The 25,474-nt window shown below is 58.1% G+C and carries 33 protein-coding genes and 1 tRNA gene; 10 read left to right on the forward strand and 24 right to left on the reverse strand.

Annotation, left to right across the window (positions count from 1 at the left end; all coding sequences use genetic code 11):
• Positions 1-2 precede the first annotated feature (2 nt).
• Both HU724_RS10320 and HU724_RS10325 read left to right on the forward strand, forming a co-directional pair.
• Positions 3-1,238: a c-type cytochrome gene (locus HU724_RS10320; protein ID WP_186565620.1), complete on the forward strand. Its 1,236-nt coding sequence runs from the start codon at positions 3-5 to the stop codon at positions 1,236-1,238.
• Position 1,239: 1 nt separating this feature from the next.
• On the forward strand, positions 1,240-2,211 hold the full coding sequence (locus HU724_RS10325; RefSeq protein WP_186565618.1) for an XdhC family protein: 972 nt from the start codon (positions 1,240-1,242) through the stop codon (positions 2,209-2,211).
• A 59-nt stretch (positions 2,212-2,270) separates the two neighbouring features.
• Here the strand turns inward: HU724_RS10325 and HU724_RS10330 are convergent, their stop codons facing one another.
• Complete coding sequence (locus tag HU724_RS10330; RefSeq protein WP_122700521.1) at positions 2,271-3,554, reverse strand: NAD(P)/FAD-dependent oxidoreductase; 1,284 nt, start codon at positions 3,552-3,554, stop codon at positions 2,271-2,273.
• Positions 3,555-3,737: 183 nt separating this feature from the next.
• Here HU724_RS10330 and HU724_RS10335 point away from each other — a divergent pair.
• Positions 3,738-3,814, forward strand: a tRNA-Val gene (locus HU724_RS10335).
• 109 nt (positions 3,815-3,923) lie between these two features.
• On the opposite strand, the gene HU724_RS10340 is transcribed toward HU724_RS10335, so the two are convergent.
• The 6 genes from HU724_RS10340 to HU724_RS10365 form a co-directional block, all read right to left on the reverse strand.
• A complete protein-coding gene (locus HU724_RS10340; protein WP_186565616.1) occupies positions 3,924-5,060 on the reverse strand; it encodes a tyrosine-type recombinase/integrase in 1,137 nt (378 codons plus the stop codon).
• Entirely contained in the window at positions 5,060-5,293 is a 234-nt protein-coding gene (locus HU724_RS10345; protein WP_016773953.1) for a hypothetical protein, read from the reverse strand. The genes HU724_RS10340 and HU724_RS10345 overlap by 1 nt, the downstream gene beginning before the upstream one ends.
• Positions 5,294-5,336: 43 nt before the next feature.
• On the reverse strand, positions 5,337-5,528 hold the full coding sequence (locus HU724_RS10350) for a hypothetical protein (RefSeq protein ID WP_125926743.1): 192 nt from the start codon (positions 5,526-5,528) through the stop codon (positions 5,337-5,339).
• 51 nt (positions 5,529-5,579) lie between these two features.
• Positions 5,580-6,908, reverse strand: coding sequence for a DNA-methyltransferase (locus HU724_RS10355; RefSeq protein WP_186565614.1), 1,329 nt, complete (start codon positions 6,906-6,908; stop codon positions 5,580-5,582).
• Between the two features lie 73 nt (positions 6,909-6,981).
• Complete coding sequence (locus tag HU724_RS10360) at positions 6,982-7,683, reverse strand: hypothetical protein (protein WP_186565612.1); 702 nt, start codon at positions 7,681-7,683, stop codon at positions 6,982-6,984.
• The gene (locus HU724_RS10365; RefSeq protein ID WP_186565610.1) at positions 7,680-8,003 is read right to left on the reverse strand and encodes a hypothetical protein; all 324 of its coding nucleotides are present in this window, start codon (positions 8,001-8,003) and stop codon (positions 7,680-7,682) included. The genes HU724_RS10360 and HU724_RS10365 overlap by 4 nt, the downstream gene beginning before the upstream one ends.
• 187 nt (positions 8,004-8,190) lie before the next feature.
• Between HU724_RS10365 and HU724_RS10370 the strand changes: the two genes are divergently transcribed.
• Positions 8,191-8,436, forward strand: coding sequence for a hypothetical protein (locus HU724_RS10370; RefSeq protein ID WP_130888985.1), 246 nt, complete (start codon positions 8,191-8,193; stop codon positions 8,434-8,436).
• Between the two features lie 474 nt (positions 8,437-8,910).
• On the opposite strand, the gene HU724_RS10375 is transcribed toward HU724_RS10370, so the two are convergent.
• Together HU724_RS10375 and HU724_RS10380 are read right to left on the reverse strand one after the other, a co-directional pair.
• A complete protein-coding gene (locus HU724_RS10375; RefSeq protein WP_186565608.1) occupies positions 8,911-9,534 on the reverse strand; it encodes a phiTE_072 family protein in 624 nt (207 codons plus the stop codon).
• 265 nt (positions 9,535-9,799) lie between these two features.
• A complete protein-coding gene (locus tag HU724_RS10380) occupies positions 9,800-11,857 on the reverse strand; it encodes a DNA cytosine methyltransferase (protein ID WP_186565606.1) in 2,058 nt (685 codons plus the stop codon).
• A gap of 44 nt (positions 11,858-11,901) precedes the next feature.
• On the opposite strand from HU724_RS10380, the gene HU724_RS10385 reads away from it, so the two are divergent.
• Both HU724_RS10385 and HU724_RS10390 read left to right on the forward strand, forming a co-directional pair.
• The gene (locus HU724_RS10385) at positions 11,902-12,618 is read left to right on the forward strand and encodes a hypothetical protein (RefSeq protein ID WP_186565604.1); all 717 of its coding nucleotides are present in this window, start codon (positions 11,902-11,904) and stop codon (positions 12,616-12,618) included.
• A 198-nt stretch (positions 12,619-12,816) separates the two neighbouring features.
• The gene (locus HU724_RS10390) at positions 12,817-13,473 is read left to right on the forward strand and encodes a hypothetical protein (protein ID WP_186565602.1); all 657 of its coding nucleotides are present in this window, start codon (positions 12,817-12,819) and stop codon (positions 13,471-13,473) included.
• Position 13,474: 1 nt separating this feature from the next.
• On the opposite strand, the gene HU724_RS10395 is transcribed toward HU724_RS10390, so the two are convergent.
• On the reverse strand, positions 13,475-14,425 hold the full coding sequence (locus tag HU724_RS10395) for a phosphoadenosine phosphosulfate reductase domain-containing protein (RefSeq protein WP_186565600.1): 951 nt from the start codon (positions 14,423-14,425) through the stop codon (positions 13,475-13,477).
• Positions 14,426-14,506: 81 nt separating this feature from the next.
• On the opposite strand from HU724_RS10395, the gene HU724_RS10400 reads away from it, so the two are divergent.
• Positions 14,507-14,806, forward strand: a complete 300-nt coding sequence (locus HU724_RS10400) for a hypothetical protein (RefSeq protein WP_186565598.1) — start codon at positions 14,507-14,509, stop codon at positions 14,804-14,806.
• On the opposite strand, the gene HU724_RS10405 is transcribed toward HU724_RS10400, so the two are convergent.
• The 14 genes from HU724_RS10405 to HU724_RS10465 all read right to left on the reverse strand — a co-directional run bounded on the left by HU724_RS10405 (position 14,803) and on the right by HU724_RS10465 (position 23,734).
• Positions 14,803-15,162: a hypothetical protein gene (locus tag HU724_RS10405; protein WP_186565597.1), complete on the reverse strand. Its 360-nt coding sequence runs from the start codon at positions 15,160-15,162 to the stop codon at positions 14,803-14,805. The two genes, HU724_RS10400 and HU724_RS10405, sit on opposite strands and share 4 nt — an antisense overlap.
• Before the next feature lie 75 nt (positions 15,163-15,237).
• Positions 15,238-15,702 carry a hypothetical protein gene (locus HU724_RS10410; protein ID WP_186565595.1) on the reverse strand — a complete coding sequence of 155 codons (465 nt, stop codon included), beginning with the start codon at positions 15,700-15,702 and terminating at the stop codon, positions 15,238-15,240.
• Positions 15,699-15,941: a hypothetical protein gene (locus tag HU724_RS10415; RefSeq protein ID WP_090283103.1), complete on the reverse strand. Its 243-nt coding sequence runs from the start codon at positions 15,939-15,941 to the stop codon at positions 15,699-15,701. Before HU724_RS10415 ends, HU724_RS10410 begins: the two co-directional genes overlap by 4 nt.
• Before the next feature lie 2 nt (positions 15,942-15,943).
• Entirely contained in the window at positions 15,944-16,612 is a 669-nt protein-coding gene (locus HU724_RS10420; protein ID WP_186565593.1) for a lambda exonuclease family protein, read from the reverse strand.
• Entirely contained in the window at positions 16,609-17,589 is a 981-nt protein-coding gene (locus HU724_RS10425; protein ID WP_186565591.1) for a RecT family recombinase, read from the reverse strand. The genes HU724_RS10420 and HU724_RS10425 overlap by 4 nt, the downstream gene beginning before the upstream one ends.
• A 55-nt stretch (positions 17,590-17,644) precedes the next feature.
• Entirely contained in the window at positions 17,645-18,787 is a 1,143-nt protein-coding gene (locus HU724_RS10430) for a hypothetical protein (RefSeq protein WP_225927675.1), read from the reverse strand.
• A 156-nt stretch (positions 18,788-18,943) separates the two neighbouring features.
• Positions 18,944-19,069 carry a hypothetical protein gene (locus tag HU724_RS27760; RefSeq protein WP_264082174.1) on the reverse strand — a complete coding sequence of 42 codons (126 nt, stop codon included), beginning with the start codon at positions 19,067-19,069 and terminating at the stop codon, positions 18,944-18,946.
• Entirely contained in the window at positions 19,066-19,236 is a 171-nt protein-coding gene (locus tag HU724_RS10435; protein WP_186565589.1) for a hypothetical protein, read from the reverse strand. Before HU724_RS10435 ends, HU724_RS27760 begins: the two co-directional genes overlap by 4 nt.
• Positions 19,233-19,466, reverse strand: a complete 234-nt coding sequence (locus HU724_RS10440; RefSeq protein ID WP_186565586.1) for a hypothetical protein — start codon at positions 19,464-19,466, stop codon at positions 19,233-19,235. The genes HU724_RS10435 and HU724_RS10440 overlap by 4 nt, the downstream gene beginning before the upstream one ends.
• Entirely contained in the window at positions 19,463-19,699 is a 237-nt protein-coding gene (locus tag HU724_RS10445) for a hypothetical protein (protein WP_150635493.1), read from the reverse strand. Before HU724_RS10445 ends, HU724_RS10440 begins: the two co-directional genes overlap by 4 nt.
• A gap of 1,242 nt (positions 19,700-20,941) precedes the next feature.
• The gene (locus HU724_RS27520; protein ID WP_225927676.1) at positions 20,942-21,505 is read right to left on the reverse strand and encodes a superinfection immunity protein; all 564 of its coding nucleotides are present in this window, start codon (positions 21,503-21,505) and stop codon (positions 20,942-20,944) included.
• Between the two features lie 135 nt (positions 21,506-21,640).
• Positions 21,641-22,078: a type II toxin-antitoxin system YafO family toxin gene (locus tag HU724_RS10455; protein ID WP_186565584.1), complete on the reverse strand. Its 438-nt coding sequence runs from the start codon at positions 22,076-22,078 to the stop codon at positions 21,641-21,643.
• 8 nt (positions 22,079-22,086) lie between these two features.
• Positions 22,087-22,587: a hypothetical protein gene (locus HU724_RS10460; RefSeq protein ID WP_186565581.1), complete on the reverse strand. Its 501-nt coding sequence runs from the start codon at positions 22,585-22,587 to the stop codon at positions 22,087-22,089.
• Between the two features lie 358 nt (positions 22,588-22,945).
• Positions 22,946-23,734, reverse strand: coding sequence for a LexA family transcriptional regulator (locus tag HU724_RS10465; RefSeq protein ID WP_186566059.1), 789 nt, complete (start codon positions 23,732-23,734; stop codon positions 22,946-22,948).
• Between the two features lie 116 nt (positions 23,735-23,850).
• On the opposite strand from HU724_RS10465, the gene HU724_RS10470 reads away from it, so the two are divergent.
• From HU724_RS10470 to HU724_RS10480, 3 genes are all read left to right on the forward strand, one after another.
• The gene (locus HU724_RS10470; RefSeq protein WP_186565579.1) at positions 23,851-24,054 is read left to right on the forward strand and encodes a Cro/CI family transcriptional regulator; all 204 of its coding nucleotides are present in this window, start codon (positions 23,851-23,853) and stop codon (positions 24,052-24,054) included.
• A gap of 81 nt (positions 24,055-24,135) precedes the next feature.
• Complete coding sequence (locus HU724_RS10475) at positions 24,136-24,558, forward strand: phage regulatory CII family protein (protein WP_186565577.1); 423 nt, start codon at positions 24,136-24,138, stop codon at positions 24,556-24,558.
• Positions 24,559-24,622: 64 nt separating this feature from the next.
• A complete protein-coding gene (locus HU724_RS10480) occupies positions 24,623-25,474 on the forward strand; it encodes a BRO-N domain-containing protein (RefSeq protein WP_186565575.1) in 852 nt (283 codons plus the stop codon).

The raw sequence follows: 25,474 nt of genomic DNA on the forward strand, positions 1-25,474 counted from the left end.
GCATGAAGCATTTACTGACCCGCCTGACTTTTGCGGTCGGACTGGCTGTGCCGCTTTTGGCGGTCCAGGCTGATGATCAGGTCAAGCGCGGCGAATACCTCGCCCGCGCCGCCGACTGCATGGCTTGTCACACCGCACCCGGTGGCGCGCCCTATGCCGGCGGCCTGCCGATCGTCTCGCCATTCGGCACGATCTACGGCACCAACATCACCCCGAGCAAAGAGCACGGCATCGGTCTGTACAGCGATGACGAGTTCTTCGCTGCGCTGACCGAAGGCAAGCGGCGCGACGGTGCGAATTTGTATCCAGCGATGCCGTACACCTCTTATCACCTGATGCCGCGCGCCGATTCCGATGCGATTCACGCGTATCTGAAAACCATCGAGCCGATCGAACGCGCCGCGCCGGTGACCAGTCTGAGCTTTCCGTTCAATGTGCGTCTGGGCCTGACGGGCTGGAACATGCTCTACGGCAAAGACGTCAAGCTGGAACCGGTCGAGGGCAAAAGTGAAGCGTGGAAGCGCGGCCAGTATATGGTCGACGTTCTCGGTCACTGCGGCGAATGCCATACGCCACGCGGCCTGCCCGGCGCGATGCAAATGGACAAGCGCATGACCGGCGGCATCCTCAATGGTTATCTGGCACCGAGCCTGCTGGCCACCGACCTGGCCGCGCGCGGCTGGAATCAGCAGGATCTGAGCACGTTTCTCAAGCATGGCATGAGCGCGCAAGGAACGATGTTCAACGAAATGTTCCCGGTGTTTCACAACAGCACTCAAGGTCTGAGCGATGCTGACCTGGCGGCAATGGCGACATTCCTCCTTGGCGAGCAACCGCCGCCAGCCAAAGAGCTCGTCGAGGTGCCGCTCGACAAGCTCAGCGCGAGTGCTCAGCGCGGCCGTCAGGAATATCTGAACGTCTGCGCCGGTTGCCACGCGGCTGGCGGTGAGGGCAAACCGCACATCGCAGTGGCCATGCGTGGCAACACCACGTTGCGTCTGGAAGATCCGCGCAACCTGTTGCGAGTGATCGAGGATGGCATCGGCGAACAGAAGTTCTCCGGGTTCGAACACATGCAGCCGATGCCGGGGTTTGCTGAAAAGCTCAGTCCTGAGCAATTGACCGATCTGCTTAACTACCTGCGTCAGGGTTGGGGCGGGCAGGGCGCTGAACTGGCGGTGAGCGAAGTGCAGAAGCTGCAAGCCGACGCGCCGAGCGTCGAGCACAAGGCCCACTGATATGCAGCATCTCGATCTGCAAGTGGTGCGTCGGGCGCTGGAATGGTCGGTGGCCGGGCAGCGAATCTGGCTGTGCACCGTGCTGGCCACCTACGGCTCGGCACCGCGCGCGCCGGGTTCGCTGCTCGCGGTGAACGAAGGCGGGCAGTGGATCGGTTCGCTGTCGGGCGGTTGCGTCGAGGAGGACTTTCTTCAGCGCGTCGCCGAAGGTGCGTTTCACGAAGCGGTCAGCGTCGTGCGTTACGGCGAAGGCGATGATCCGCGCTCGCGGGTCAGTCTGCCATGTGGCGGCATTCTTGATGTGCTGGTTGAGAAGCTTGATGCCGACTGCGCGGTGCAGGCGCACCTGCGTGAACTGGGATCGGCGCTGCTGGGTCAGCGTCGGCTGCTTCGCGAAGTCGATCTGGCCAGCGGTGCGCGCGCTCTGTTTGCTGATCGCGAGCAGGGCGCGCGGATCGAGCGTGAGATCGATCGGGTGCGCATCCGTGTCGGTGCAGCACAGCGCTTGTTGCTCGCTGGCTACTCCAGTGTGGCGCAGGCCTGTGCCGAGTTCGCGGTAGGGCTTGGCTTCGAAGTGATTCTCTGCGATCCGCGCGATGAAGTGCTTGAAGGTGTGGTGCTCAATGGCGTGGAAATCCGTCGGCAGTTGCCTTCGGTGTTCATTGCCGACGGAGGCTGCCATCGCGACACGGCAGTGGTGGCGCTGACCCATGATCCGCGCATCGACGATTTGGCGATGATGGAAGCGGTGCGCACCGAAGCGTTTTACATCGGTGTGATGGGATCGCAGCAGACGTCGCAGAAACGCTTCGAGCGCTTACGCCGCATTGGTGGCTTGAGTGAGGCAGAGCTGGCGCGGGTTCATGCGCCGATCGGCCTCAACCTCGGCAGCAAGACACCGGCGGAAATTGCGCTGGCGGTGCTGGCGGATATCCTGCGCATTCGCACCGGGATCGCTCGGGATCAGCTCTGATCCTAAGCCTTGCTGAATCTACTGTGGCGAGGGGATAAATCCCCTCGCCACAATGGTGTTTATAGGCCGTACTTATCGCGCAGCCCGTAATACCAGGCGCCCAGCGCGGCAAACGGTGTGCGCAGCAATTGCCCTCCGGGGAAGGGATAGTGCGGCAGGTCGGCAAAGGCATCGAAGCGCTCGGCCTGACCACGCAACGCTTCGGCGAGGATCTTGCCCGCCAGGTGCGTGTAGGTGACGCCGTGACCGCTGCAGCCCTGCGAGTAATAGATGTTGTCGCCCAGGCGCCCGACCTGCGGCAAGCGCGAAAGGGTCAGCAGGAAGTTGCCGGTCCAGGCGTAGTCGATCTTCACGTCCTTGAGTTGCGGGAAAGCCTTGAGCATCTTCGGGCGGATGATCGCTTCGATGTTCGCCGGATCGCGAGCGCCGTAAACCACGCCGCCACCGAAGATCAAGCGCTTGTCGGCGGTCAGGCGATAGTAGTCGAGCAGATAGTTGCAGTCCTCCACGCAGTAATCCTGCGGCAAAAGCGCCTTCGCCAGCTCATCGCCCAGCGGCTCGGTGGTGATCACCTGGGTACCGCACGGCATCGATTTGGCCGCCAGTTCCGGTACCAGATTACCGAGGTAGGCGTTGCCGGCGACGATGATGAACCTGGCCCTGACCTTGCCCTGCGGCGTATGCACAACCGGATTGGCGCCGCGCTCGATGCGCACGGCAGGTGATTGCTCATAGATGGTGCCGCCGAGAGACTCGACTGCCGCGGCTTCACCGAGCGCCAGATTCAGCGGATGGATGTGGCCGCCGCTCATATCGAGCATGCCACCGACGTATTGATCGCAACCCACCACTTCACGAATGCGGCGTTGATCCATCAGTTCCAGCTGGGTGTGGCCGAAGCGTTCCCACAGGCGCTTTTGCGATTCCAGGTGACCCATTTGTTTGGCGGAAAGGGCGGCGAATACACCGCCGTCCTTCAGGTCGCACCGGATGTTGTATCTGGCCACGCGCTCGCGAATGATCCGGCCGCCTTCAAAGGCCATTTCGCCGAGCAGTTGCGCCTGCTTGGGGCCGACCGTGCGTTCAATGACGTCGATGTCGCGGCTATAGCTGTTGACGATCTGCCCGCCGTTGCGGCCCGAGGCGCCAAAACCGACTTTCGCCGCTTCCAGCACGGTTACGCGAAAACCGTTCTCCAACAGGAACAGGGCGGACGACAGCCCGGTATACCCGGCGCCGATCACACAGACGTCCGTCTCCACATCATCCTGCAGCACAGGGCGTGGTGGTACGGCATTGGCCGACGCAGCGTAATAAGACTCTGGGTATTGGGTGTTCGCCATCCTGCCGCCTCTGTTTAATATATTTTACGAGTGCGTCGATCCTACCCGAGTTGAAAAACCTCCGCCAGCCACCGGAAACTCTTCGTCGCTGAGGCGAAATTAAATATTTTGCATATTCATAGGGTTAGGTGAAAAAAAGGTGTTGACACCCCTCCGGAATTCCGTAGAATGCCGCCTCACAGCAGGCACGTAGCTCAGTTGGTTAGAGCACCACCTTGACATGGTGGGGGTCGTTGGTTCGAGTCCAATCGCGCCTACCAAACAAAATCCGCTCTGCTGGGCGGTCTAGAAGGGCTCACCGAAAGGTGAGCCCTTTTTTGTTGTCTGCGATTTGCAAAACTTTTGCAAAACTTTTGCAAAACCCCCACCTCAGAACGCCAGTTCGGCACTCACCTCAACATAGTCGATCGTCTTGTCGCCGTGTCCCTCCTGGTAGTGCTTCGTCATCTTCTCGTCCGCGTGGCCCAGCAGCGCCTGGATGTATTCCTGTGGGAAGTTCTGCTGCTCGTACAGCCACGCGCCTAAAGCGCGGATCTCGTGAAAAGTGGGGCGCTCACCGGCCGGCACATGGTCATATGCGTGCGCCGCGTCCCGCGCCTTGCTGAACTCCTTGGTCAGGTAGTCCGGCGTTACCGACGTCCAGTGATCCTTCGCGTCGATCTGTTCCCTTCGCCGGGCCTTCGGCTTGTAGTGGATCAAATAAGGCGACACCAGCGGCGATCGCAGGCACTCACCGACGACTTCGCGCAGCGCTGCACCCATGGTGATCTTCAGGTGGACCGGGTTGTCGTAGCCCTGGGTCTTGCCCGGCGACACCGTCAAGGTGTTCTTGTCCATGTCGGCCGCCGACTTCAGCCAGGTCACGATATCCTCGCGGCGCTGAAGGCTGGCCAGTGCCAGGCGGATTGCCCGCTTCAGCCAGGGCGGCGTGGTCGCCGCGCCGATGATCGTCTGTAGTCCTTCCAGCGTGTGCCGCTGGCGCTTCTTCTCGGCTTCCTTCTTGACCAGCGTCAGCTCGGCGCAATTGCGCTCGGCCAACCCCTTGGCCACGGCGAAAGCGAAGATCTGCACCCACAGCCCGCGATGCTTTGTGTAGGCGTTGTTGCTGAACTGGTCCAGGTATTCAGCCATGGCCAGCACATCCATCTGCCCGATCAGTCGGTCGCCGAGATCCTGCCGGTACCGCTCGAGCTTGAATTTGATCTCTTCCAGTGTCCGCGCCGCATAGCCCTTGTCCACCAGCCATTCGTCATTGAACCGCTGCAGCAGGTTGCTCACCGTTGGCAACCGGTCGCCGGTCAGCAGGGTGAGCAGCGCCCCGTCATCGACGACCAGCGCCGCTACCTTGAGGTTTGCGGCGTGTGCGAGCTTGATTGCCTCCTCAAGTGGGCGGTTGATGCTGGTCATCAAGCCGGTAATGGGATTCCGGTACCGAAAATATTTACCATTCGGGTAAAGATTTGGCGGTAGCTTCCTGTTTTTGAGCGTGCGCGGCCGGGCAGCCATCAGCCTATCTCCAACATCTTGGCCAGCAGGGGATCATCTGACCCCATCACGGCCGCCTGCACATCCACGAAATACATCCCGCCTTTTACTTCTCCTACCACTTCGCCTTCCTCAATCCATTTTTTCAACTGCTGCAAACTCGGCTTGCCGCCGACGTAGCGGAGCTTTCTGTATTCGCCTGCCTCCATAAGGCGCGGCAACTTGACCGTGATCTGGGCCAGAATTTTTGCCATTGTGATGCTCCATGCCGCGCGTGGCGGCAGAAGGTGGTGTGGGCTACAGGTTCACTACCTGACTGTTCGGATCGAAAGGTTTGCCGTCGGGATCTACCACCAGGCGCGGCACGTTCTTTTGAAGAAACTCATCGAAACACTGAGGGCAATAACTGGCCTGAGTGGTCTGAAGCTGAGCGTGCCCGGTGTAGCCGCACTTCGGACACTTGAGTGCTGTGGGGATGATGAAAGCCATGAGGAATCCTCGCCCGCCGGACACCGGCAGGCTGTTGAGTTGGGGGAGGGGTTAGGCGGTGCCGAATAGATCGAGCTGATCAGATTCCGCTTGCAGCTCTTGCTGTCGGGTGACTTCGTGATCGATACGCGCCCGGGCGATCGCCGCGTACTGCTCGTCGATCTCGCACCCAATGAACTGGAAACCTTCGCGCACGGCGGCCTTGCCTGTGCTTCCGCTGCCCATGAATGGACCGAGCGCAACGCCGCCGGCCGGTGTCACCAGGCGCAGCAGGTAGGCCATCAGGTCAGTCGGCTTCACCGTGGGATGGCTGTTGCCGTTGCGAGTACTCCACTCAGCGGTTTCGCAGTCGCGCATGGTTGCATCCTTGGCGACAGCGGGAGCGTTCGAGCTGAGCAAACCTTCGTTTCTATCTTTGCGACTGGTCTTGGCGCAGTAGAAAAACCGCGCGGCGCTGCCGATATCGGCGTGGAATGCACCAGGTGCCCGGGCTCGCATACCGCTGTACTTCACGGATCCGCTGAATCCGTTGGCTGTCGGTTCGTTGCCAGGCACGGGCGCCGCTGCGCCAGCTTGAGCAGGGAACAGCGCGACCACCTCCGCGCTGCCGTCATGGATCAGGTTGGCAGGCCACCGCCCAGATGCCGCTGATCCACCACCAGCGCGAAGACTGGTTACACCCTGAGCATCAGCTGGTCGAGTACCCGCGGCCATGCGATCACCAGAGCAGTTACGCGCGTAATCTGCGTCGACCACGCCGACACGGCAGGCCTCAATGTTCAGCGCCCCTGTGCCATGGTTGAGGACGTTCGCCGCGACTGTGCCGGTGAAAGGTTTCCGCGCCACGGTAATTGGCTCCATTGCTGGTTTCAGCGCAGTGCCCCAGCCTTCCCATTGGGCGGCCTCGTCGGTGGCTGGCGCGGTGATAGCGGATGTATCAATGCGACTGGAAGGGTTGTTTGCGTAGTTTCCGCCGCGCATGTCCGCAACCGGTGTTGCGGCTCTGCCGCTCTTCCGGCCAACAGTTTCACGCTCAGCACCGGCAGCCTTGTCGATCGCCTTGCTCACATCCATTGACTTAGGAAATCCAGATCCATAGACCCATGCAATCATGTCGCGGATCTCGAAACCGGCGTCTTCAACGCGCACCGCCATGCGGTGCTGAGTGCGAGTCCCGGCGAATGCCAGCAAGTGCCCGCCGGGCTTGAGTACGCGCAAACACTCTACCCAAACCTCGGTTGCTGGAACGTCGTAGTCCCATTTCTTTCCCATGAAGGAAAGGCCGTACGGCGGGTCAGTGACGATGCTGTCGACGCTGCTGTCCGGCATTCGCCGGAGGAGCTCCAAGCAATCGCCGACCATGATGGTGTAGGCGCTCATCCGATCACCGCCTTTATGGTCAGCACCAATGGAAGCCAGAAGAAGAGGGTGCAGCCGAGTAAGCACTTGGTGATCATGGCGTCACCCGTTTGAACTCGACGACCCAGACCCACGGGTTGGCGTTCCACGAATCGGCGCCGTTCACCGACACCCACAACTCGCGCCAGGCGTCGAACGGGTCAGTCCAGCTTCCCGGCCCCGGCTCGCTTTTGAATGGGTGAAATGCGTACTCGCCGTCGCCTTGGTGAATTCTGTTGATGCCCTCGGCAACGTAACGGCTTTCGAAGGCGGTCTCGCCTTCGCCGTCCTGCAACCGCTCGACGCGCACGTCGGTGATCTCCAGCAGGATGCGACTGGCCCACCGAGGCATGTGGATGCTCGGCCGCGATCGTCTCGGGTAGTCCCAGTGAGCCACTGATCCGTTGTATTCAGGGTCTTCGCTGCCGGCGTACAACACGGGCGCCCGGTCAGCGGCATATCGCGAAAGAGCCACCGTGTCGCCGCGGTCCTGGTCCGCTTCCGTCGTCTCGCGCACCCACAGCCGTTCGCCGGGCTTGCCGAAGGGACAGTCTTCGATTATTTGCTGCTTGGCGTTTGGGTAAAGCCAGTGGCCGCCGCGTTTGTTTTTGAAGGTCAGCATTGGGCCGATCATGTCGACCATGCGCACTTCAGGCTGAGGCTTTACCGGTCGCCGCGTGACCGTCTTCCGGCCATCCAGAATGGCGCGCACCATCGGCGCCGAGAACAGGATTGGCCGTTCCTTGATAGCAGTCATGGCGTCACCTCGCGGCGTGCCCACCAGCAGACTGGGCCATCGTCGGTATCGTGGATTGAAAGGCAGAACCACCCTTCGCCTTCCGGTTTATCCGGATCCCAGTAGCTGCAATCCGGATCATGGGAGTCGAAGTAGCGCTCCGATATCTCGTCCGGCGCATCCTCAATACTTGTCATCTTCACGACCAGGTGCTGCTCGGCGAGCCACTTCTTGCACTTCTCACCATCACCTTCATCGAATGGCGGCAGTTCCGGGTGCCAGAACATGCCGTTTTCATCGCGCACAACCGGTACCGGCTGAATCAGTTTTATCTTTTCCATGGTCGAGCTCGTCCTTGCCGCTATAGCGGCTGACTTTGAAGGGGGAGGGAGTGGCATTGGCACTTGAGTGAATGCCGATAAGTTGTACAAAATCCGTGCTTGTGTATAGGTATGTGCCACACTGCATGGAGGAGCTTTCAATTGATAAACCGGCCCACTCCACTGCCATTGCGAATCGAGCATTACCATGGCTTCAAACGACGAATTCAGATTTCAATCACATGCGCATCTCGTTGAGCTCGACGCCGCAACGAACCAGCTGATGATGTTGGTAGTAGCAGGCGAGCTCTCAGGCAACCGCTGGAATGAAGCGCTTGCGCGGCAAAGCGCCGCCTATTCGGCTTGGTTGAGCGTTGTTGCTGGTGTTCAAATCGATCCGATGCCAGCTCTTGATGGTCGACCGCCAGAAGGTGGCAGCCCCGCTATCGAATAAGCTTGCTGCCTTCTTCGCAAAGTCTTCTGCGCATACCGCCCCCTTTTATCGGGGGCGGCTGGGTGTTGGGCGGTCGCCGGACAATCAGCTACAGTTTTACGTCTGCCAACGGAGGACGTATGGACTGTTTGATCTGCGGAGCATCGGCTCGGAAGCTTGAGACCAACTTCCACGGAGATGTTTATGACTGCGTTGAATGCGGGAGCTTTGTCGTAAGCGCTGACGTGTTGAAAGAGAGAAAATCTCTCGGAAGAGTTATGTCAGTTGAGCAAACCCGCTTGTGGCTGGTCAGCCAGAGGCTGGCGAACAAGCATCGTCCGGTGATCAACGCCGGCAACGTCCGCTGGGAAAGATAGCCTGGCTCGCCAAGACTTGGCTGTCACTCGAATGCATGTCGCTCATCACGCAATCTCCATCGATACCAGATCATTGGCGTTCACAAGCTTCATGCCGAGTTCCTTGCCGATATGAACTTCAAGGCTGGCGCAACGCGCCCTGTACCGCTTCCACCACCCGGCGCAGATAGTTGAATTCGTGATTCTCCTCGACCGCCTTGTCGCCAACCGGGTAGTGCCACTCATCGCCAAACAGTTCAGTCAGCAGCCTGTCGTGATGCCAGCATTCGTTTGGTGACTCGACGCTTCGTAGAGCGTCGATGTCGTGCCAGAGCTCACGCGCCTCATCCTTGCTCAGCTCATCCAGCTCCCAGTCATGTCGGCCGGTCTGTTGCCGGCGGCGCTGGACGATGCATTTTTTCGCTAAGGCGTGAAGGGCATTCCCGCTGAACCGCGTGCTGCTGATAGTGCGATCGAGGCAGTTCAGGACGTAGTGCCAATCACAGTCGGCCACGAACTCGGCCACCGTGCGCGGACCCATTCCACCCCAGTAGGCGTTCCAGCTGTTGTCCCAGCAATTGACCGTGATCTTGCCCTGGGCGCTCTGATAGCTCGGGTCGGATTCAGTAGGGCAGTCGCGGCGGCCGAAGTCCTCGAGGAACACGGTAATAGCGTCGAGACGCGGCGCGCCGGTGATCACCAGCTTGGTCACAGTCGAGCGCTCAATCTTCAGCGGCTCGGCCGGTTTGTTTTCTGTGGGCATGGGGCGTCCTATGCCGGGGCATGCCCGGGCGGTGAAGGGAAAAGGGTGTGCCACAACTAATCACGCAAATCGCCTCCCGCTGGTTAGCCATTGGATTAACATCGGCGGTCGCCGGTAATACCGGCTTGCTGATAGGCGAAATGCGATGATGTTTCGACTTCTCGAAGACCTGCTGTTACAGCTTGTGGCTGATCAATTGGTGAACCTTTTGGCTCGACTCATCGAGTGGATAAACGCAATGCCGTGGCAGTCTTGGTTCACGTGATTACGCTGCTGCGGCCCGGCGTTCAACTGCACGCCACGGGTCATTGGCTCGTGCCAGTGCAGCCATCGGCGGCGGGCTGACGCTATTGCCGCACATGTGAACCTGCTGTGTTTTGGTGAATGGCTTGCCGTCGGCGCCGTGGCAGATGATGTAGTCGGCGGGGAAGCCTTGAGCCTTGTACAGCTCTGCCGGTTGCAGCATCCGGAGGCAGATATCGACGATCACGTAAGGCGTGCCCTTGATGGTGACGGTGACCAGTCCCAGCCGATCCTTGGTGGTGATCGTTGGCGCTGGTGCGTCGGCGGCGCTCATGTTCTCTGTTCCGTAGTAGCTGATCAGGAATGCCGCGACCCGCAGTGCGCCGGCTTCGACCTCTGGCGAGAGCTGCAGCTCGACCAGTGAGCTCTTGCCACCGCCGCCCGCCGTGATGGTTGGTGCTGGCTCGTCCACACCCTGGCCGACGCTGGCGCCGAACTGGCGTTCCAAGAAAGCAGTGACCAGTCCGTGATGAGTGCCGCCGGCGCTGATGGTATGCAGCGGATCGTCCGCGTCTCGCGCATCGCAGTTGCCGCGCAGGTGCACCCGGTTTGCCGTCACCAGCTGCTGCTGGCTTCCGGTGTTCGTCACCGTGGTCATCGGATCGTCGACGCTCTTGGCGTCGGTGGTGTTGAACCCGCCGTTCATCTGGGCCATGAATACGGTTGAGATACCCATGGCGTGAGCGGCACCGGCCGGGCGCTTGTAGTCGCCGCCGCTGGTGATGGTCGGCAGCGGTTCGTCGAGTGCCTTGCCTTCGTCCGAGAAGCGAAACTTCACCAGGTGCGCAGCGGCGAGCGCGTGTTTCACGCCGCCGGCGACCACGGTGCCCAGCGGTTGATCGAGACCGGGCACGCGTGGCACCTGACCTACGCGCTCTCCGTAGCCTGTTTGAATCAGGGTAGGGCTGATCAGCGTCAGCTCGCCGCGATTTGCGCAGGTCACCGTTGGCAGCGGGGCGTGTGGATCGTTGACCCGGTCGCTGCCCTGATGGGTTGCTGGTGCGATGATCGGGCTCGCCATGGCGAACGATCCGCCGCGTGGCCAAGACGTCACGGTGCGCAGTGGATCATGCGCAGACTGGACACTTTCGCCGGACCAGTTCGCGATCGGCACGATGAATGGGTCAGCAGCATCAATCACGAACTTCTTCATGCCCTTGGCGATTCGGCGCAGGGTTGCCGGTGCCAGCGGTTTTGCCCGGTCGAAAATGCTTTTGCTCAGGATGGTCCAGTCGATGCACTCGGCGGCGGTGCGCCACTTCTTTTGGCCCTTGGCCGGGTTCTTCGCGTGGGTTGGCTCTGGCCACATGATCGGCTGGCCGTCGCAACGGGCGATCATGAACAGTCGCTCGCGGCTGGTCGGCGCGCCGAAGTCGCAGGCCTTGATGACCCGCCATTCAACGGCGTAGCCCAAACGCTTCAGCTCAGCGACGAATACATCCCACGTTTGCCCGCGGCGTTTCGGGTCAGGCACCAGGAACTGCTGGTGAACCGGCACGACTTCGCCAGGCTCGGCAATGGAACCGTCCAACTTCATCACGCGGCCGGTCGACTTGCAGCGCTTGGCGATCAGTGGCCCCCATTGGAGGATCTGCTTCACGTTCTCCAAGCTGATGACGCGAGGCTTTTTCTTGCCGGCCCACTTCAGGCCGATCCACGACAGGTTCCGGATCTCACGCTTGCGCGGCTGGCCGCCGGCGGCCTGGCTGTGGTGCGTGCAGTCCGGCGACATGTGGAACCAGCCCACGGCCTTGCCGCCGCACTCGGTGTCGGGGTCACCGTCGAACACGTCGGTTGTGTAGTGCACGGCGCCAGGGTGATTCACTGTGTGCATGCTGATCGCTTGCGGGCTGTGATTCTTGGCGACATTCACCGCGCGGCCCAGGCCCATCTCCAGACCGGTACCGGCGCCGCCGCCACCGCAGAAGAAGTCGACAACGATCTCATCGTCCTGAGTGCTGAAGCCGAGTCCGTATTGAGTTTTGAAATCGAAGGGGTGTTTCTTCTGTTGTGCGGACATGAGGTATCCTCAAATTAAGTTATCAAACCATTGGAATTAAAGGCATGGCGAAACAAGAATTTATCGATTCGATTAATCCTGCTGAGGCTAAAAAGGTAGGAAGAATTGACGCGGTGCTGCGGTCTGGTATTGCAATCCTTGTGATAGCTTTGGTGATATCCGGCATATTTTATTTCTGGGTGTTCAGATACGGATTGTCTAGTAATCCCGATAACTGGTCCGCATTTGGCTCTTTCTTTGGAGGTATCTTCGGACCATTGATTTCCGCTGTTACGCTTGTCGCGCTATTGAAGACTATAAGTCTTCAGAGGGAGGTGATCGATACTCAGCGTGAAGAGTATCGAAAGTTGCAGAAGCAACAAGAGTTCTCGCTTTCAGAGCAGCAACAGCAGACTGAGCTTGCTCGCATGGCTCTGATGAGTGCGAGGGTTGCAGACTATCGTGCTGGGATTCTTCAGATGCTAGAACAGCAATGTAATTATCAGCACAGCGCCGCTAATGCCTACAGTGGCAGGATTAATACATCCTTATCAATGCTTGGGCCTCTGGCTAAAATGGAAGACTCTCCTGAAAATATTAAGGCAGTGAGTGATTTAAAGGTGCTTGCAGAGCGGATGGGTGAAAGCGAAAAAAGCGCGCAAGAAATAAGTAAGCTGTCGATGAGACTCGCAATTAAAGAGTTTGAAACTGTCGATGAGTTAAAATCTTATATTGAAGTGCATATTTCAAAAATAGTCTCTCAGCGCGAATTAACAAAGTAAATGATCGTCGCCGACGCAAATACACCTGACTGGTGACACGTCTCACGATATCTAGGGGAGACTGTGCTGTTTTAGCGGACGATTAGTGAGTCGGCGATGGGCGGCCTTGCGAGCACATTGGCGACTAGGCGCCACATTAGCTGGGACATTAATAGCCTCGGCGTTATATTGAGAGATGACTTCACAAAGGGGATAGGGATGTCGATTTGTTTTGCGATCACGGATACGGACTGGGCGCTTACGAAGGATGTCTTCAGCGTAATTGGTACAGTGGTAAGCGCGGTGGGCGTAGCAGTGGCCGGTTGGGTTGGTTTCTCCGGTCTAGCGACATGGCGCAGGCAGAACAAAGGAACAGCAGATCATGACCTCGCCAGGCGTCTGTTGATGGATCTCTATCGGCTACGCGATGGTATCAGCCACGTTCGCAACCCTGTCATGCTTGGGAATGAGGGCGCCACAGGCGAGGAAGAGCCTCAGAACCTCAATTTCCAGGAGAGAAACTACAGAAACACAGCGCGCGCCTATCAGAGTCGTTTTGCGCCGATAGGCGAGGTTCGGGCACGTATTAGCACCTCTCTGTTAGAGAGCGAAGCGGTCTGGGGTAGAGAATTGAAATTCCGCTTCGATCCAATCTTTAATCTCCAGCATGAACTGTGGATCAACGTTAACGCGTACGTGACATCGATCAATCCGGATGAAACAGAAAGCCGATCCCGCTCGTATCAAAAGATTCTTGCTGAGAGAAGGGAAGTTTTGTATGAAATGCCGCCAGGAATGGATGATGATTTCCGAGATGAATTGGATGCGGCTCTTGCTCTTGTCGAAGACTATCTAAGACCCAAACTCATAAGGTAAGTCACTCGCAGAGCCCGTAGGCTGAAGAGCAACTGTTCTGGCTGTCAGAGCGTGCAATTAGGTCAACCATGTCGAACTGGCGGCCACCGCGCGCGGTGTTGCTCCAATCGACTATTCGGTCAATGCCGTGTGTGACGGCGCTGACCTTGTCATCCGATCGTACGGTAGGGTCGGTGACGGTAGCGAAGAACGTAGCCGCTCCGCGCTTGCTGGCGATGCTCACCAGTCTCTCCCACTCGCGCACCCGGTCAACTTCCGCTGGCCACCTGGCCGCAATCTGCCGCAGTTCGTCCTTCGCGCACATTATGCAGGGCATGCAGCCAACGCGATTGCAGCCTTGCAAGTACAACGGGTTCGGCTTGATACCAGCCGCGCGGTGAGCTTCGAACACTGAGTCGACGGTCCATTTCAGGATCGGCCGGTAGTTGAACAGGCCGCCTCCGACCTCATCGCACTCTGGTAAGTACTTGCGGGCCGGCGACTCATCAGCCCGCACGCCTTGCCAGGACAGCAGCATGTTCTCGCCGTCCATAAGTGGCAGGTACACCTGCTCGATGATGGGGTTGCGCTTCAGTTCATCGGTGCAGAAGCGGGCTTTGGTGCTCGGGAATCGGCCTTTCCATAAGCACAAGTCCAGGAACGGATTACCGGTTGGGTGCAGGACTTGCAGAGCGCCAAGAACCACAGATTCCGGCACACCCTTTTCGCGCCATTTCGTTTCGATGAATTTGCGCTTGCCGGCGATCTGCTTGGCGAAGTCTGCCTTCACCCACCGGATGGGTACGCCAGTGGCTTCGGCCAGGTAGTGGATGTAGTCGTACGTTTCTGGATGCTCATGCCCGGTATCAGCCACTACTGCGCTGAGGTTCGGCACCTCCAGCTCGCGAGCGACCAGCAATGTAGCCGTGCTATCTTTACCGCCGCTCATGCTGACGATGTTGTGAATAGGCATAGGGGATCCTCGCCGGCTGGCGTGATTCGAAGAAGTGGGGTATTTGTGTTCGGCCCGGCATGGAGCCGGAAGGAGAAAAAAGTGGGAAAAATCAAGATAGAGCGTCTGACTATCAGCTCTGGATCAAACCTCGCTACCTACGACCGCGAGAAAAGCACTGAGGATCTTTTCTTGGAGGACACCGACGAGCTCAATGTTTACAAGGTGACTCTTCGAGAAGGTACCTACGGTCACACTGGAGAGGTGCGCGCACAAGGTGAGTTCGAAGCAACTCTATCAATCGGCAGCAGCATGCATGGCCAAGTAGTTTCGCAATTGCCGGGCCTTACTCAGGAAGGTGAGCCGGAGACAATCATTCTTACGCTTGAGGCTGAGCGTTAAGGCTCGATGATTTCGTCGTCAGGCTCTGGCGGATCATCGGCGAGCGACTTCATGCCGGCGGCCTGAATAATGCGCGACACCTTTTCCGTAACAACAAAAGGTGTCGTGACACAGCGAAGCATCTTGGCCTGGGTTTCGAAGTCGGCGGCGATCAGGTTCATCAGCAGCAGTTGGTAAACCTCCTGCTGGTTGTTGATGCCGTGAGCGGCCATGACGCGCTTGAGGTCGGGCTTGAACACCCCAGCCACTTCAACCGTAAACTTCTCGACGCCCAATGCAGCGTCCTTTGCTGCTGCCTTCTCGCGCTTTTTCTTCTGCTTGATGGCTTCCTTCGTCGGCTCCGTTACTTCGGCCATGGCCTACCTCTTCAATTCCGCTGGCCGGCAAGTCCAGCCAGGTCTGTCGTTTGCGTTGTTGGGGTCTGGAACGTCTCACGCAGCTACCTTCACCTGATGCCAGGCGCCGGCGGCATAGAACAGCTTCGCGGCTTGAGCTTCGTCCATCGAGATCTCGTCGGGAACAGCGATCCAGCCTGACGCGACCAGATGGTTCGGGTTCGCGCTGTTGCGCAGCTCCAGGTAGTAATGCTCGATGGCATCGGTCAGGCGCTCGACCTTGTAGATGCCCTCCGGCGAGATCTCCACCGACTTGATGTACTCGGCGCCGCGCTCGTCTCGACACATGGCGGCGATGTAGATCGTCCAGCGGTAGGAGAAGTCGAAGATCGCGTTGGCGATCGCCAGACTGCGGATCTGCCGGCAGCTCTTCCAGTTCGCCATGATCTGGCTGCCGCTGGGATCGATGTTCACGACCGCGACGTGGTTGGTGCGCAGCAGCGCCCGGCAACTGCGTTCAGCCCGGGCGAAACCGTTGTTGGGTTTGCGTTTCGACTTCATAGCGAGTCCGCCATTTTGCGCAGCGCCTTGCGTTCGGCCGCCGATATCGGCTTCGGCCGGCGCTTGAGGACCGTTTCAGGGTCTATTTTCTTCGAGCGGGGCGGCGGCAGCGGATTGCGCGGCGGGCTTTTCAACTGGTCGATCCGTCCGCCGGCGGCCAGATACTGCGCGATTCGTTCAGCGATCGACTCGGCGTCCGGTCGGTGCTGCTCGACGAGGTTTAGGTGGTTGCTGATCATGCTCAGGCTCCTAATCGATGGGCTTGCGCCCGCGCTCTGTCGGCGACTTCATCAACCATCCTGCCGAGTTCCAGATTGAACTGAACCAGCTCTTGATGAAGCATTGCGATGTACTCGTCATCGCGCTTGATGGTCTCGATGTATAGGCGGCAGTCTTCGTCTTGGCGCGGATCGAACGACAGGAAATCCCACCACTCCCTGCCCGTGACGAACATGCAGCCCTGAACCTGCGGCTTGTGTTCGTCGGGCATGCCTTCGAGCCAGGTACGGACGTGGACGGCTTCATTGAATGGACACTTCGACTCAATGCCACCGTCCTCGCCAATCAAGCCGTCCGGCGAGCAGCCCAACCAGTCGTATTTTGGATGAACCAAGAAGCCCGACTTGATGACGGTATTGCCGGTCAGGATTTCGTAAAAGTCGTGACTCGACTGCTCAACTTCAGTCCCCCAGGCCATCGACTTGCTGCTGACCGAATGCTTTGATCGGTTGGCCAGTCTCTCGAAGGCCAGCTCGCGCATGTAAGTGGTGCGAGCCGCGAGCGGCTTGCGCTTTCCGTGCTTGTCACGATCACCCCAAGCAATCACATCCTTGAACCTGCTTGCCGTTAGGCGCCCGCTGCGTTCTTGATGCCACTGCTCGGTGCGTTGAAGGTCTACTGAGGCGTTCATTGCTCGCCGCCCTGAACATCGTCGCTCGCATTGCCGTTTGCGCTTTCGTTGAGGGTTGTGAACTCTGCCTCAATTGTCTGTGCAATCGACTTCAGCTCACCGTGACGTGTCACGCCAATAGCGCCGCGCTGCTGCGGCTTCAACGCCTTCCAGGCCTTTTCGTAGCCATCAATCCCTTGTTCTTGAGCGATCTTTTTCAGCTGCTCGAACAGGTCCGCAGTTGCGTCGGTTGCGTCGCCCTGAGGAACCGACGCAGCTCCAACATCTGCTGGTTTTTCGTTGGTAGATCGTGGGGTAACATCCGTTTCCGGAAGCGCGTAGCCGTCGTCCAGCTCGTCACGGGTGTACACGCCCAGAATCACGTCGGGGCAATATAGACGAGCCCATTTTTTAAGCGCCAGATACGCGATCTGCTGCTTCGGATCGTCCGCCCATAGCGTAGAGTTCCGGGTTCGCGCCTGAGTCATCAAGGTGGTCAGTTCGCGTGGAGCGTCTTCGCCAACGAACGTAGCCCAAACGCGGACGCCGAGGCCTTTCTCGTCGTTTATGTTCCAGTTTGGGACGCGGTATTTCTTCGGCTGTCCGTGATCATCCATTTGCTTTTTGCTTTCGATTTCACGGAAGTTGCCAATGATCTTGTCCCAGTCGCCGAACCACTCATAATGGATTCGATCAAGGGTCGGCGCTCTCGTGGTAATCACCGCGTTGACGAGCTGTGCTTCATAGCTGAGCTGGCCGCCATTGACGATGAATGTCTTCTGCGCCACCTGGAAGGGGTTCATGCCCCATTGCATAGACTGCATGATCACTGCCATGCAGTCGGCAGTGTTGCCGTGGAAATGCTTCGGCAGGGTGGTTTTGCCGCCTGCCATGATGCCCGCGAGTTCAGTCATCGATTGCATGCTGTCGCGATTGAGGATCAGCCCTGTCGGGCTGGTGTCCATTGGTACAGTAGCGATCTGGGTTTGAGCGTTCATTCCTAACTCCATAGCCGACGACTTTGGCCGGCCTCCGGGGTGATTTCAGGGTTTGTTAGAACGACAGGGCGCGCAGCCAGGCCGATGCCTCGTCATTGGTGACGCAGAAGGCCATGGCCACGACCTCGACCACTTCGCTGGCGCTCGGCATGTTCGAGTCAGCGACTTCGTCAGCCACTGGAACCGGATCAGCTCCCGCTGCAGTTGTTGACGATGTGTCGGTAACGTCGGGTGTCGTGATTACGTCTGCAACCGCAGCGGGCGCTGCAGCCAGTGCGCGCAGGCGAGCCAACTCTTCTTGGTCGCGCTGATACTGCGCATCGCGTTCGCGCTGCTGGCGTTGCTGTTCTTCTTGCTGCTCACGTTGCTGGCGTTGTTGCGCTTCCATATCGCGGCGCTGCTGGTCGAGTTCATCCTGCTGCTTCTTCAAACGCAGGCGATCTTCCTCGGCGCGCTGCTTGCGCAACTCTTCTGCTTCAGCATCGGCGATGCGTTGCTTCTCACGCAGTTCATCCAGCTCTTTTTGTTGTGCCAGCAGCTTGGTTGCCGCCTCTTCGCGGTCAACAGCAGCCCTTTGCAGTACTTCAAGCTGATCAATAGCGTTGTCGCGGGCAATGGTGGCTTCCGCTTCGAACTCGGCGTATTCGTCTGGCAGGATTACCGACTCTTTGACGCTCAGAAGGACGTTGGCAACATCGGCAGCGCTACGGCTTGCATATGCAGCGGCGACTGAGCTGAATCGGGTGATTTTTGCTCGAATGGCTTCGATGCGCTCAGCTTCGATGCGCTCGCGTTCGGCCTTGGCGTCAGCTGCGCGCTTTTCTTCGGCCTTGATGGCTTCGTCGACAGGCGCTTCGATCGCAAGTACGCGATCCTTCAACGCCTCACCGAATTCCTTCACTTGGTTGACGCGAGCCTGGGCGTCTTTAACCGCCTGTTGATAGGGAATCAGCGCCGTTTTCGTGGTATTGGCCAAGGCGTAGCGGACATCGCGAATATCAACGCGAACTTCCTTCGCATTCGCCAAGCCCTCACTTGTAGAGCAGTCGACAACGAGGTTCGCGTAGGTCGTTTCCAATCGGACGATTTGCTCTTCATGCGGCCGATATTCGGCGATATCGGTGACAGCTACTTTTGGCGCTACAGCGGTCATTTCGATGGACTCTTGCAAAGGTGCTTGTTGGGCTTTTGCGGACATGACGGTTCCTTGCCGCGCCGAGCGCAGCTTGTGGTGGTGTTGTTTATTGAGTGATGCGATCGGCGAGGGCGCTGAGCAGCATCAGGAAGGTGTAAATCGAGAGGACTCGAAACGAGCCGCGCCGAATCAGGATGCGGCGTGCACGCTGAAGGCTGGTCATCGGAACACGTTGTAGGAGGTGGAGCGCGGCATCTGGCACACGCCGGACGAATATTGAGCCGCGCTGTAAGCAGCCATAACCACCAACAGGCCAGCGGCAAGACACCAGAACATGATTTTCATGACCGAGCCCTCACAGCGATGCGGCCTTGTTTGATGGCCGCCACCAGCGGAGGAGGGAGCGCCGAAACAGGGAGCTCACGAGGGATACCAGCGCCGACAACCGCGAGGCTGCGTTCAATTTCCTCCAGCTGCTCATCGAGAAGCGTTTTTACCGGTGCGGTTGTCATGCTGCAGCTCCTTGCGAGGTGGAGGCGTTGTAGGAGGCGTAAATCTGGTCGATGCGAGCGCGGTAGTGGCGGTGCTCGTTGTCATCAATGGCACGAAGCATGAAGGCCAGGGTGATGCAGGATGTCGCTGCGGCGCTGGCGTTGGGCTTGCCGAGGTCGCGGATCATGTTGCTGATCTCGCCCTCGATCCACGTCACCGCCGTTTGATGGTCACGCTGCTGGATGTTCATTTGAGCCCCCAGAATTCGCCATAGGCGACCACTGCTGCCGCGACTCGCTTGGCCCGCGCCTTGCGGTCGACCAACTCTTGAGCGGCCATCAGCGCCTGACGCTGTGTGAGTTCTTGCGCTGCGGCTTCGTAGTCGTGGAAGTCTTCAACCTGCGGCGCTTTGGGCCGGCCCCATTCATCAAAGCGCCGATCCCACTCTCGGGCCTGCGCACTGTCTGCATAGCTGGTTGCCATGGTCGCCTCCGTGGTGGCGGGTGTTGATCCAACAAAACTCGGATGCACTCAGCCGCTCCGCTGGTTGCCGTTGGGCGCGGAGGGGAGTGCATTCGGGGTTGGTCGGGGGAGGGTGGCCCGGTCTCGCTGCTGGCGACAGACCGGGTTTGCAGCGTCAAGTTGTCTTCGTGCGCTGGGGTGGCCTACCTCATTCGGCCGATGCGCGGTGACATCGACGGCCTACTGTCCGCTGCCTGTATGAGTGATGGGCGCCGGCCTTCAGGCTTGCCGCGCCGCGCAGGTGAATCGGTCACTGTTACATGATGGTCATCCTCCTATGGCTCGCTCACTGGGCAGGCAGTGGCCACCTATCGAATGGGTTGCCGGTCTTTCCCGGCTGTCGCGGCGCTTGTGCCAGATCAAGGTAGCTCGCCAATACCAGGTTGGCGCTGACCCTGCGCAATGCGGGTTGAGCTATTCGCCGAGTGATGCAGGTGGGCGGTTATAGGCCGCAGTTTCGTCCGCATCGGGGTGTGATCTACGCGAGGTCGTCACCTCTGGCTTTGCCTGCCGCCGCGCTTTGTCGACGGTGCTCAGTGGCTGGCCTGATTACGAGTCAGGTGCCTTGCTCCGCTGTAGATCACACCCCGATTCGCTCTCATAGAGAGGATCGGGCAGTTAACGACAGGCTGTCGTGGCGCTGGTTGTCCTATTTGAGGAAGGCAGAAAGGCACAGCGCTTTCAATTTCTTGGCCTTGATACCTTTGCGACGGCTTCTGGTTTCGAATCGCGTCTGTTTTTCTGGGCGCTGCGGGTTGCTGGTGAACATCGAATTTCTCCGGTTGTTTTCCCAATACACCCGTCACCAGGTGCATCAGTGAAAAATTCCGTGTTTCTCCGCACCCGCTTACCAGGTCATTCACTCAGTTCGGTCAACACCTCGTCCGCCGTCGCAGTGGGCTGCGCGTGGGCAGGCTTTCGGGCCTGTCGGATCGCCGGTCGCCGGTAGAGGCAAGTGCGGTTTTGTTCATCGGTTTACTGACCTCCCACCGATGGAGCCGGGAGTGACCTAACCGGACTGGCCGGGTAGTCGTTCATGGCGCTGGTTGTTAAAGAGCGGCGCGGCTTTCACTGCTGGGCCGTTGCTGTCATGGCTTGCGAATAAAAGTAGCAGCGCTGCTATTCAAAGTAAATAGCGCTGCTAATAATAAATTCTTTGGGCGTAAAAAAGCCCGCACATGGCGGGCTTGGGAAAAGCGGGGTTCAGTCGAGAATTGGCGGGTATTTCCCGCTTACGGAATCCCGGTACATGATTTCACTGAAAAGCCTCGGCTCATTCCGTAGGAGCGCTGAGGCTTGTTTGGCTTCGTCCTTCGTTTCAAAAGGGCCGGCTCCAATTGCCGCGCCAATCATTGGAACCACAGGAAGTCCGAGCGACTTGATCGCCTCGATGGTGCTTAACTGCTCTTCACCAGCCTTGCACGGCACAGACGCAACCCACCCGTTCTTAAGGCGCGGCACCTGAATAGCATCAACATCAGCGCCGCAGTGCTTGCACTTGATGGCTGCGCTCTTGATCGTTTCGGCGCAGAAAGGGCAGGCCCGCTCGGCGGCCGCACCGGATGCTACCGCCGAATTGCTTTTCGGTTCCTTTGTGTTTGCGGAGGAGGCCCAGACCAATGCTACGACCCAGCCTAGAAACGTCCATCCAAGGAAAAGATTGACTAGGAAAATGGACGTTCCGTTGAGGTGCTTCCGATTCGAGGCAATGAATGTGGGAAGGAAATAGATGACGAAGCCGACCACCAGAAACAAAAAGCCAGCCATAGGACTTCCACTATCCATATCGTAAAACCTGATCCATTGAAGGGGGTGGGGCGCGTATTTTACCATTCGTGGCGGTACGCCACCATTGACTGGGAGGGAGGAGGGGGAATGAAGAAGCCCGGCGCTAGCCGGGCATCAGTTCTGTTCGCGCCACTCTTTTGCTAGGTGAGCCAAATATCGCATAACTACGTTGTTTCTTGCTTGTTCGTGAGCGTCCGGCCAGAAGAATGCAAGAATCAAATAGTGATCTTCCTCAAGCTCCCCCTGCACGTAAACCAATGCTGCGTCCTCGTGAGGCTTCTTAAAGTCGCACACCCGGTAATATTGAGCGCAGTCCTGGCGAAACCTGCCCGGCGGAAGCTTGATGTGGATATGAGATAGGTGAGCGTTGAGCGCTGCCTGCGGCTGGGTATAGGGGGCGTCTCTGCCAAAATACAAGGGCGTTCTGGTTTGTCTCGATTCCATGTAAGCCAGAAAGTCAGAAGCAATTTTCGCGGATAAACCTGGATATTTTTTATCAATCGGCTCGAAAAACTCTGCGAACGTCGCCTCGTGGAAGCTTACAGAAGCCATTTTCTCCCTTAGGCGATATGCGCCAAGCGGGCATTCGTGAAACTTGCCAGCTCTTTCAATCCATTGAAATTTACTTCTGTATCTATGTATTCAGGCATGCGAGTAGCTTGACGATAGAGGCTGTCTAGCTCAGCAAGCCTGGCGCGAGTTCCGGCTACAACACGTCGAAATTTCAGGTGGTCAGCGGCCAACTGCACCGGTGGCTGCGCACTCTTAAGAGCCGACTCTAAAGCTCGAGTTGCGTTTAGCAGCTCTGCTACTCGAGAAAATTCCTGATGAGCAATGTTGTCACGTTTGAGGCAAGCCCTCAAAGCGCTCGCAAATATTCCATCGAGCGCAGACCAACCTTCAGCTAATTCCTTTAGCTCTTTCCGCATTTCCGCAAGCTCCAGATGGTTGCATTCCACCTCCAAGCGAGGGGGCGGGCTCTGATGTGTTGCGGCTTCGGAGTAGCTACCCATCAAAGCGAGAGCTGCAACCATCATCTGTGATGCTGCGCGATAATCCACGATGAGGATCTCCAAATTTAAAAACAACCGGATGTCGCTTCGCAGCGAGAAAACTCCGGATCAGTCGTTAGACGTTAAGCTTTTTGGAAAACGTCACACACAATGATCATACGGCAGTTTATTTTTTTTTCCGATGGAATCCGATGTGCGCCATGACCGTGTATCGGTGTAAGAGATCTCTTACAAGGATGCATGGTGCATGGCTTTCCGCGTTTCGCACAACGGCATCAGCGGCTGGAGCTGGGGGGGTACCGGGCAATTAAGCCTATATTGTTGGTGGTCAATATATTGAAAAATACTGGATACTCGACGGTTGCGAAGATTCAACGGCGGAAGTGTCAATTTATGGAAAATGCCTCTATCGCGAGTACATCGCCCACCAAAAAACATGTCCAAGGATCGATATCTGCTGCTCCTGGATCTGCTGGAATGTGTAGTCCTCATCCGGATGCTCGTCACGGTTGAAGCTACGCAGGCGAAGACCGGTAGGGATGCGATAGACCTGCTTCACGCGAAGCTGGCCGTTGTGGTTTATTGCGTACATCTCGCCGTCGACGATATCGCTCAGGGAGTTTTTCCCCACGTTCACGCCGACGGTGGCGCCGTCGCGCAGCACAGGCACCATGCTGTTGCCACCGACCTTCACGCACTTCGCATTGCTGAACTGAACGCCGTTGTGGCGCAGGTCCTTCTTGTTGAAGCGCAAGCGTGAGTTGGCGCTTTCCTCAATCGCAAACCTGCCAGATCCGGCCGCCAGTTCGACTTCATGAAGGAAGGGGACGTAGACCTCATCGTCATCGAGCGGGGTTTCGTCGTCCCAAGTCTCGATGCTTCCTAATTTTACGCTTGGCTGTACGCGGTCCTGCTGCACGCTGGCAACAGTGGATAACAGTCGAGAGCTGACCTCGCTTGCGTCGAAGTTGAGCGCCTTTGCGAGCTTCAGCAGCGCTTCCACATTTAGTGGCACCTTCCCGGTGGCGTATTGGCTGAATGCGCTTTGCCCAGACCATCCGCACGCTTCGGCAACGTCCGCCTGCGTCAGGCTGCGCCCGGCAGCTTTTGCAGCTGACTTCCGCTGTTCGTAGATGGCCTTGAGCCTGGCGCTCTCGGCGACTTCTTCGGTGGTTAGGGGGCGACGTATTTTCATACGAATAAGAGTATTAGCAGAGCTGATATCCAAGCAAACAGCGCTGCTAGTATTTTGTTGCTGATAAAAAGCAGCGCTGCTACTATCCATGGCAGATATCAAGCCGTGGAAATTCCATGAAAAAGATCCCTTTGAGCAAATACCTAGAAGAGCACGGCACCCAAGCCGCGCTTGCTGCTGCTCTCGGCGTGAACCAGAGCGCGATCTCGCAAATGGTTAGAGCCGGTAGAAGCATCGAAATCACCCTTTATGGCGACGGCCGTATTGAGGCGAATGAGATTCGTCCGATCCCGGCGCGCCCAAAGCGCACAGCAGCCTGAGGCAGTCATTGCTTGCTGCCTAAACAAATGATCGCCCACGCACTGGCAGGGCGCCACGGAAACAAATTAGAGGTTTTACGAATGGAAGATTTTCTGCGGGCCTGCCAGAGCGCTGTCCTGGATAACGAAGCCAAGACCCTTGCTGCAAAGATGGGCGTTCCACACGTTGGCCTGCTTCAGCGCGCCAATCCGGACAACGATGCTCACCACCTGACGGTGGAGCACCTATTCGGAATTTTGTTGCACACCGGTGATATGCGGCCTCTGGCGGCACTGGCGAACGAGTTCGGTTTCGACCTCGTTACGAAAACCGCGCCCGCGCCACAAGCGCTGACCAAGTCACTAATCAATGTCGGCAAGGAAGTAGCCGATCTGACGATTGCGGTGCACCAAGCACTAGATGACAACCACGTCAGCGCTTTCGAGAAAAATCTGATCCGTCAGGAAATCAACCACGTCCGGCAAAGCCTTGATGTGATGGATGCCTCGGTGAAGGCCGCCTGAATCCCGGGCACAAAAAAGCCGACGGAGAAGGTCGGCTGATTCGCAAAACTAGAGAGGCCCGATTATGCAGAGCCAGCCAAATTCCAGCAATACCCCTAACAATGTCGCGACACGTTTTAACAAATCGCAAAACGTGTCGCGCACCTCATCAGTAATTCCTTTCGACTTCGATGGTGGCGCCATCCGCGTTATCACCGACGGGCTCGGCGATCCGTGGTTCGTTGCCCGTGACGTAGCCGACGCCCTGGGTTATGCAAAGCCAGAGAACGCTATCTCCCGTCACTGCAAGGCCGCGACCACTACCCCGAAACAGGGTGGTGGATTCATGACGGTTATTCCTGAGCGCGATGTCTACCGACTGGTGATGCGCTCCAAGCTTGTCGGCGCCGAGCGCTTCGAAGAATGGGTGGTTGGCGAGGTGCTGCCAAGCATTCGCAAAACCGGGAAGTTCGAAGCCTCCAGCCCTAGCAGCTCGAAGGTTGTCGGGGAATTGGCGCTAATGGAGTGCTATACGCGCCTCCTAAAGCCGTCGCCCTCAAGCCAGGTGATGATGCTGGCGAAGATCGCCACCAACAACGGTCTGGAGTCGAGCTTCCTGCCGGCCTACGCGATTGATGCCGCGCCAGATGCCTCAGGCGGCAGCTCGATGCCAACCAAGGCCATAACCGCGCTGATCAAAGATCACTGTATCGCCAGTACCGCACGCACTTTCAACATTGCACTGGAAGCTCACGGCTTTCTCAAAGTCCTTCAGCGCAAAAACTCCAAACAAGAGATGGTCGACTTCTGGTCGGTGACTGACAAGGGGCTGGCCTACGGCAAGAACCTCACCAGCCCTCAATGCCCCCGCGAAACACAGCCTCACTGGTACGTCGATCGCTTCCTCGAACTGGCCAAACTGGTCGGGAAGGCCTGA

It is taken from the genome of Pseudomonas iranensis (assembly GCF_014268585.2).
GTDB classification, from domain to species: Bacteria; Pseudomonadota; Gammaproteobacteria; order Pseudomonadales; family Pseudomonadaceae; genus Aquipseudomonas; species Aquipseudomonas iranensis.

Bases quoted from the DNA above. Each gene is read 5' to 3' on its own strand.
- HU724_RS10320 (WP_186565620.1), top strand. From the start codon at position 3: ATGAAGCATTTACTGACCCGCCTGACTTTTGCGGTCGGACTGGCTGTG.
- HU724_RS10325 (WP_186565618.1), top strand. From the start codon at position 1,240: ATGCAGCATCTCGATCTGCAAGTGGTGCGTCGGGCGCTGGAATGGTCG.
- HU724_RS10330 (WP_122700521.1), bottom strand. From the start codon at position 3,554: ATGGCGAACACCCAATACCCAGAGTCTTATTACGCTGCGTCGGCCAAT.
- HU724_RS10340 (WP_186565616.1), bottom strand. From the start codon at position 5,060: ATGGCTGCCCGGCCGCGCACGCTCAAAAACAGGAAGCTACCGCCAAAT.
- HU724_RS10345 (WP_016773953.1), bottom strand. From the start codon at position 5,293: ATGGCAAAAATTCTGGCCCAGATCACGGTCAAGTTGCCGCGCCTTATG.
- HU724_RS10350 (WP_125926743.1), bottom strand. From the start codon at position 5,528: ATGGCTTTCATCATCCCCACAGCACTCAAGTGTCCGAAGTGCGGCTAC.
- HU724_RS10355 (WP_186565614.1), bottom strand. From the start codon at position 6,908: ATGAGCGCCTACACCATCATGGTCGGCGATTGCTTGGAGCTCCTCCGG.
- HU724_RS10360 (WP_186565612.1), bottom strand. From the start codon at position 7,683: ATGACTGCTATCAAGGAACGGCCAATCCTGTTCTCGGCGCCGATGGTG.
- HU724_RS10365 (WP_186565610.1), bottom strand. From the start codon at position 8,003: ATGGAAAAGATAAAACTGATTCAGCCGGTACCGGTTGTGCGCGATGAA.
- HU724_RS10370 (WP_130888985.1), top strand. From the start codon at position 8,191: ATGGCTTCAAACGACGAATTCAGATTTCAATCACATGCGCATCTCGTT.
- HU724_RS10375 (WP_186565608.1), bottom strand. From the start codon at position 9,534: ATGCCCACAGAAAACAAACCGGCCGAGCCGCTGAAGATTGAGCGCTCG.
- HU724_RS10380 (WP_186565606.1), bottom strand. From the start codon at position 11,857: ATGTCCGCACAACAGAAGAAACACCCCTTCGATTTCAAAACTCAATAC.
- HU724_RS10385 (WP_186565604.1), top strand. From the start codon at position 11,902: ATGGCGAAACAAGAATTTATCGATTCGATTAATCCTGCTGAGGCTAAA.
- HU724_RS10390 (WP_186565602.1), top strand. From the start codon at position 12,817: ATGTCGATTTGTTTTGCGATCACGGATACGGACTGGGCGCTTACGAAG.
- HU724_RS10395 (WP_186565600.1), bottom strand. From the start codon at position 14,425: ATGCCTATTCACAACATCGTCAGCATGAGCGGCGGTAAAGATAGCACG.
- HU724_RS10405 (WP_186565597.1), bottom strand. From the start codon at position 15,162: ATGGCCGAAGTAACGGAGCCGACGAAGGAAGCCATCAAGCAGAAGAAA.
- HU724_RS10410 (WP_186565595.1), bottom strand. From the start codon at position 15,702: ATGAAGTCGAAACGCAAACCCAACAACGGTTTCGCCCGGGCTGAACGC.
- HU724_RS10415 (WP_090283103.1), bottom strand. From the start codon at position 15,941: ATGATCAGCAACCACCTAAACCTCGTCGAGCAGCACCGACCGGACGCC.
- HU724_RS10420 (WP_186565593.1), bottom strand. From the start codon at position 16,612: ATGAACGCCTCAGTAGACCTTCAACGCACCGAGCAGTGGCATCAAGAA.
- HU724_RS10425 (WP_186565591.1), bottom strand. From the start codon at position 17,589: ATGAACGCTCAAACCCAGATCGCTACTGTACCAATGGACACCAGCCCG.
- HU724_RS10430 (WP_225927675.1), bottom strand. From the start codon at position 18,787: ATGTCCGCAAAAGCCCAACAAGCACCTTTGCAAGAGTCCATCGAAATG.
- HU724_RS27760 (WP_264082174.1), bottom strand. From the start codon at position 19,069: ATGAAAATCATGTTCTGGTGTCTTGCCGCTGGCCTGTTGGTGGTTATG.
- HU724_RS10435 (WP_186565589.1), bottom strand. From the start codon at position 19,236: ATGACAACCGCACCGGTAAAAACGCTTCTCGATGAGCAGCTGGAGGAA.
- HU724_RS10440 (WP_186565586.1), bottom strand. From the start codon at position 19,466: ATGAACATCCAGCAGCGTGACCATCAAACGGCGGTGACGTGGATCGAG.
- HU724_RS10445 (WP_150635493.1), bottom strand. From the start codon at position 19,699: ATGGCAACCAGCTATGCAGACAGTGCGCAGGCCCGAGAGTGGGATCGG.
- HU724_RS27520 (WP_225927676.1), bottom strand. From the start codon at position 21,505: ATGGCTGGCTTTTTGTTTCTGGTGGTCGGCTTCGTCATCTATTTCCTT.
- HU724_RS10455 (WP_186565584.1), bottom strand. From the start codon at position 22,078: ATGGCTTCTGTAAGCTTCCACGAGGCGACGTTCGCAGAGTTTTTCGAG.
- HU724_RS10465 (WP_186566059.1), bottom strand. From the start codon at position 23,734: ATGAAAATACGTCGCCCCCTAACCACCGAAGAAGTCGCCGAGAGCGCC.
- HU724_RS10470 (WP_186565579.1), top strand. From the start codon at position 23,851: ATGAAAAAGATCCCTTTGAGCAAATACCTAGAAGAGCACGGCACCCAA.
- HU724_RS10475 (WP_186565577.1), top strand. From the start codon at position 24,136: ATGGAAGATTTTCTGCGGGCCTGCCAGAGCGCTGTCCTGGATAACGAA.
- HU724_RS10480 (WP_186565575.1), top strand. From the start codon at position 24,623: ATGCAGAGCCAGCCAAATTCCAGCAATACCCCTAACAATGTCGCGACA.